This is a genomic window from uncultured Campylobacter sp. (assembly GCF_937890585.1).
Lineage (GTDB): Bacteria > Campylobacterota > Campylobacteria > Campylobacterales > Campylobacteraceae > Campylobacter_A.
In genome coordinates, this window is the sequence record NZ_CALACG010000114.1 from 1 (window position 1) to 4,694 (window position 4,694).

At 43.4% G+C, this 4,694-nt stretch carries 5 protein-coding genes; 2 read left to right on the forward strand and 3 right to left on the reverse strand.

Annotated elements, in window-relative coordinates; translation table 11 throughout:
- Positions 1-84: 84 nt before the first annotated feature.
- Genes murD through mraY form a run of 3 tightly spaced genes read right to left on the reverse strand, consistent with a single transcriptional unit; the run spans position 85 to position 2,890 of the window.
- Positions 85-1,302: a UDP-N-acetylmuramoyl-L-alanine--D-glutamate ligase gene (murD, locus tag Q0296_RS03215; protein ID WP_298036463.1), complete on the reverse strand. Its 1,218-nt coding sequence runs from the start codon at positions 1,300-1,302 to the stop codon at positions 85-87.
- 4 nt (positions 1,303-1,306) lie between these two features.
- Complete coding sequence (locus Q0296_RS03220; protein WP_298036465.1) at positions 1,307-1,822, reverse strand: hypothetical protein; 516 nt, start codon at positions 1,820-1,822, stop codon at positions 1,307-1,309.
- Positions 1,823-1,825: 3 nt separating this feature from the next.
- Entirely contained in the window at positions 1,826-2,890 is a 1,065-nt protein-coding gene (mraY, locus tag Q0296_RS03225) for a phospho-N-acetylmuramoyl-pentapeptide-transferase (RefSeq protein WP_021086091.1), read from the reverse strand.
- Between the two features lie 79 nt (positions 2,891-2,969).
- Between mraY and gpmI the strand changes: the two genes are divergently transcribed.
- Complete coding sequence (gpmI, locus tag Q0296_RS03230; RefSeq protein ID WP_298036467.1) at positions 2,970-4,433, forward strand: 2,3-bisphosphoglycerate-independent phosphoglycerate mutase; 1,464 nt, start codon at positions 2,970-2,972, stop codon at positions 4,431-4,433.
- A 36-nt stretch (positions 4,434-4,469) separates the two neighbouring features.
- Positions 4,470-4,694 (forward strand): SDR family NAD(P)-dependent oxidoreductase (locus Q0296_RS03235; RefSeq protein WP_298036468.1); only part of this gene is annotated, 225 nt, incomplete at its 3' end.

Sequence of the window (4,694 nt, forward strand, 5' to 3'; positions counted from 1 at the left end):
CTCTTATAGAGAAAATTTTTGTTTTTTCTTTAAATTTAGTGGCAAAATTTAGACAAAACGCCAAGATCTAAAAATGGCTTAAACTCAAAGAGCTCTTATAAACTCTTTAAATTTATCTCCTCGCTCGGCGTAGCTTTTAAACTGGTCAAGGCTCGCAGCTGCTGGGCTTAGAAGCGCTATCTCGCCACTTTTAAGCTCTTTGCTTATCTCATTTACAGCGTTTTGTAAAAAGTCGCATTTTAGGGCAGGGACGCCAAATTTAGCAGCTAAATTCATAAGCTTGTCGCTGTTTGAGCCGATGGCATAAATTTTGACCTTAAGCCCACTTAAGCTTTCAAATAGCTCATCCATACTAACGCCCTTGTCATCTCCGCCTAAGATCAGGTGCATGAAGTGATCTTTGTAGCGTTTTACGGCTTGGATGCTAGCGTCTATGTTGGTCGCTTTTGTGTCATTGACCCAAGTTCGCCCCATCTTGTCGGTGAGCTCTTCAAGCTTGTTTGCCTCGATGACAAATGTGTTTAAAAGTGCCACGTCACAGCGATCAAATAAAATTTTCTCAACCGCAAGTGCCAGCAGTGCATCAAGCAAAAATGGCGTTTTAAAGGCTATATCGTCTAAATTTACGCCACAAAAACGAGCCAAGTCGCTCTCATCTTTATAGGCGATCACTTTGGCCTTTGTAGGCGTTTTAGCGTAAATTTCAGGCACGATCGCTACGCTAGTTTCGCTCATGCTAGCAAGCGGCTTAAGCTTTGCCTTTTCGTACTCGCTCATGTTGCCATGCCAGCTTAGGTGGTCTGGAGTGATCGGCAAAAGCACGTAGATGCCAGGTATTGCGCGGTTTGTGTAGTGCAGGGTAAATGAGCTAGTCTCAAGTATCCAAATTTTAGTGTGCGGGTCTAAATTTGCCAGCGCGATACCGACGTTGCCGCCCATCACTGAGCCCTTGCTCTCTAGCAGGTGCTGCATCATCTTTGTAGTCGTCGTCTTGCCGTTTGTGCCGCTTATCCAGACATTAAATGGCAAATGCGCCTTATAAATTTCATAAAAATAGTCATATTCGCTAACTAAATTTTTAGCTTTTTTGATAAGCTCGTGGTGAGGCGGTATGCCAGGGCTTGGTATCTCTAGGCCGCTTTTTGCTGGGTCAAATTTGCTAACTGGCAAAAGTGCGTTGCCAAACTCATCCTTTGAAATTTCGCTAAATTTATCATCATAGATATCCCAAAAGCCCTCATTTACGAAGTTTTTAGCGATAGCTTTCGTCGTGCCACCATAGCCAAATAGTGATTTTCTCATGCTTTTATCCTCTTTTGCCCCATAAAATTTCTACTATCTCATTTGCACTTAGCTCACGCATCACGCCTTCTATCTCGCAGCGCTCAAAGAGCTCAAAGCTAAATGTATCAGCAAAATTTAGCTTCAAAAACTCCACAAAATAAGCACCCCTGCAAGCAAATTTCACTCTTACATAAAATGCCTCTAAAAAATCATCATCAAATTCAGGCACAGGTGCTAACATGCGCTCTACGATCACGCTAAGCTCGTCTTTTGTGATATCAGGTACCAGTTTTGGCTCTGGCAGGGCGATGTCAAAGGCTAAATTCTCAGCCCCCTCGGCCTCCCACCACTCATGCAGGCTAAATTTACTCATATCCTTGCCGCTTATCTTGGCTAGACGCTCTTTAACTTTGCGGTACTCTTCGCCGTCTTCATCGTCATTTTCGTCGCAAAAGTCGGTATAGGCTAAAATTTGCTCCAAAATTTCATCATATTTTTTTCTAGCACTCTCAAAGTCAGGCTCTATCTGCGCTCGCATGATCTACCTGATCTTTAGCGCCGTTAGTGCGATCAAATTTGCTAAAAGCGCGATGATCCAAAAGCGCACGATGATCTTATTTTCCGCCCAGCCTTTTATCTCAAAATGGTGATGTATAGGCGCCATGAGGAAAATTCTGCGTTTAAAAATTTTAAAACTACCCACCTGCAAGATGACGCTTAGCGTCTCAACGACAAAGATGAGGCCTATTATGATGAGCAAAATTTCGTTTTTGGTCGCAACGCCCATAAAACCGATATATGCACCAACGCTTAGGCTGCCGCTATCGCCCATAAAGACTTCAGCCGGATGGCAGTTAAACCACAAAAAGCCCATGAGCGAGCCAATGAGCGCAGAGGCTACGACGACGCTCTCGCCAACGCCTGCGATCTTTGGTAAAAGCAGGTACGAGCTAAAGACAGCGTGGCCGCAGATGTAGGCAAAAACGCCGAGAGTTAGAAGCGAAAATATCGATGGCACCGCGGCTAACCCGTCAAGTCCGTCTGTTAAATTTACCGCATTTGAGGCTGCGACGATGACTAGCGTCCAAAAGAAAATGGCAAAAATTTTCATGTCAAAGATGGGCTGCTTGTAAAATGGCAGGTAAAACTCGGTGTTTAGCTCTTTGCTGATGTATAAAAAGGCTGCGAGCAAAAAGGCGATGAGAAACTGAAAAAAGAGCTTTGCCTTTGGGCTTAGGCCGGCGTGGTTTTTCGCACCTAAAATTTTGCTGTAATCATCCTTATAGCCAAGCAAAGTAAAACAAACTAGGCAAAAGAGCGATGCTAGTACGAAAGCGTTATCAAGCCTAGCGCAGATGATCGTGGCGATGACTGCAGTAAAAACAAAGACAAGTCCGCCCATGGTTGGCGTTTTGGCCTTTTTTTGGTGAGTTTGTGGCGCGAGCTCGTAGATAGGCTGTGCGGCGTTTTTTGCCTTTGCCCAGGCGATAAATTTAGGCATCAGATAAGCTGTCAAGATAAATGCTATGAAAAACGCGATGCCAGCGCGAACGGTGATATACTGAAAGATATTAAAATTTAAAATTTCGTAGATATAGTAAAACATAGGGGCCTTTATTTTAAAAAAAAGCAATTTTAGTATAATGGCCTTAAAAATTATCTAAATTTAAGGATAAAATTTAAAAATGGCTCAAAAAACTATACTTATAATAACTGATGGCATTGGATATAACAAAAATGGCAAATTTAATGCATTTGAGGCGGCCAAAAAGCCAAACTACGATAAATTTTTTAAAGAAATTCCAAACTCACTCATAAAAACTTCTGGAAACGCTGTGGGGCTACCTGAGGGGCAGATGGGAAATAGCGAAGTAGGGCACATGTGCATAGGAAGCGGTCGAGTTTTATATCAAAATTTGGTTAAAATTTCACGCAGCTTTAATGACGGCTCGGTAGCAGAAAATGAAGCGCTAAAGGCTCTTTTTAAAAAGTGCAAAAAGATCCACGTCATAGGGCTTTATAGCGACGGTGGCGTGCACTCTCACATGGAGCATTTTGATGGCATGTGCGAGCTTGCTAGCAAAAATGGCTGCGAAGTTTTTGCCCACGCTATAACTGACGGACGCGACGTTAGCCCAAATAGTGGCGTAAATTTCATAAAAAGCTTGGAGGCTAAATTTAAGGTGGCGAGCGTTTGTGGAAGATTTTACGCGATGGATAGAGATAAGCGCTGGGAGCGTGTAAAAGAGGCCTATGATAGCCTAGTAAATGGGGCAAATTTAAGCGATCTAGCACCAAGCGAGTACCTACAAAAAAGCTACGATGAGGGCGTGACAGACGAGTTTGTAAAGCCAGCAAGCTTTAATGGCTTTAGTGGCATGGGCGAAGATGACGGCGTGATCTTTATAAATTTTAGAAACGATAGAGCAAGAGAGATATGCCAGGCTCTGGGTGAAGAGAAATTTAGCGAGTTTGAGCGCCCTTTTGCTATCAAAAATCTTATCACCATGACCGAATACGACGCAAATTTTAAATTTGAAGTGCTCTTTAAAAATGAAAAGATAAAAAACACCCTAAGCGAGGTCATAGCAGCTGCTGGACTAAGGCAGCTTCACACGGCTGAGACTGAAAAATACGCCCACGTAACATTTTTCTTTAATGGTGGTGTCGAGGAGCTAGCTAGCAACGAAACTAGGGTGCTTATCCCTAGTCCAAAGGTAAAAACCTACGACGAAAAGCCAGAGATGAGCGCTGCTGAGGTTTGCAAAGCCGTGCTAAAGGGCATGGATGACGAGCAAGACTTTATCGTGGTAAATTTCGCAAATGGCGATATGGTGGGGCACACTGGCAACTATGAGGCCGCTATAAAGGCTGTTGAGGCTGTTGATGCGGCTCTTGGAGAAATTTACGCCAAGGCAAAAGAGAAAAACTACGCGATGATCATCACGAGCGATCACGGAAACTGCGAAGAGATGCGTGATAGCGGCGGCGAGCTACTGACAAACCACACTACCTACGATGTCTTTTGTTTTGTGATGGCTGATGGTGTAAAAGAGCTAAAAAATGGCGGTCTAAATAACATCGCGCCTAGCGTTTTAAAGCTCATGGGGCTTGATATCCCAGCTGAGATGGACGAGGCGTTATTTTAAATTTGATAATATAAGCAAAATTTATAAGGAGAATCTATGAAATTTAGCGGAAAAAACGTGCTAATAACAGGTGCAAGCAGAGGTATCGGCGCACAGATCGCAAAGACGCTTGCAAATATGGGCTTAAAAGTGTGGATAAACTACCGCTCAAAGCCTGAGATAGCAGACGCTTTGCAAGCTGAAATCGAGCAAAATGGCGGCAAGGCTGCAGTGATAAAATTTGACGCGACAGACGAAGATGAGTTTATAAAAGGTATAAAT

What these genes read in the sequence shown, in the direction of transcription:
- murD (WP_298036463.1), bottom strand. Translation starts at nt 1,302, where the DNA reads ATGAGAAAATCACTATTTGGCTATGGTGGCACGACGAAAGCTATCGCT.
- Q0296_RS03220 (WP_298036465.1), bottom strand. Translation starts at nt 1,822, where the DNA reads ATGCGAGCGCAGATAGAGCCTGACTTTGAGAGTGCTAGAAAAAAATAT.
- mraY (WP_021086091.1), bottom strand. Translation starts at nt 2,890, where the DNA reads ATGTTTTACTATATCTACGAAATTTTAAATTTTAATATCTTTCAGTAT.
- gpmI (WP_298036467.1), top strand. Translation starts at nt 2,970, where the DNA reads ATGGCTCAAAAAACTATACTTATAATAACTGATGGCATTGGATATAAC.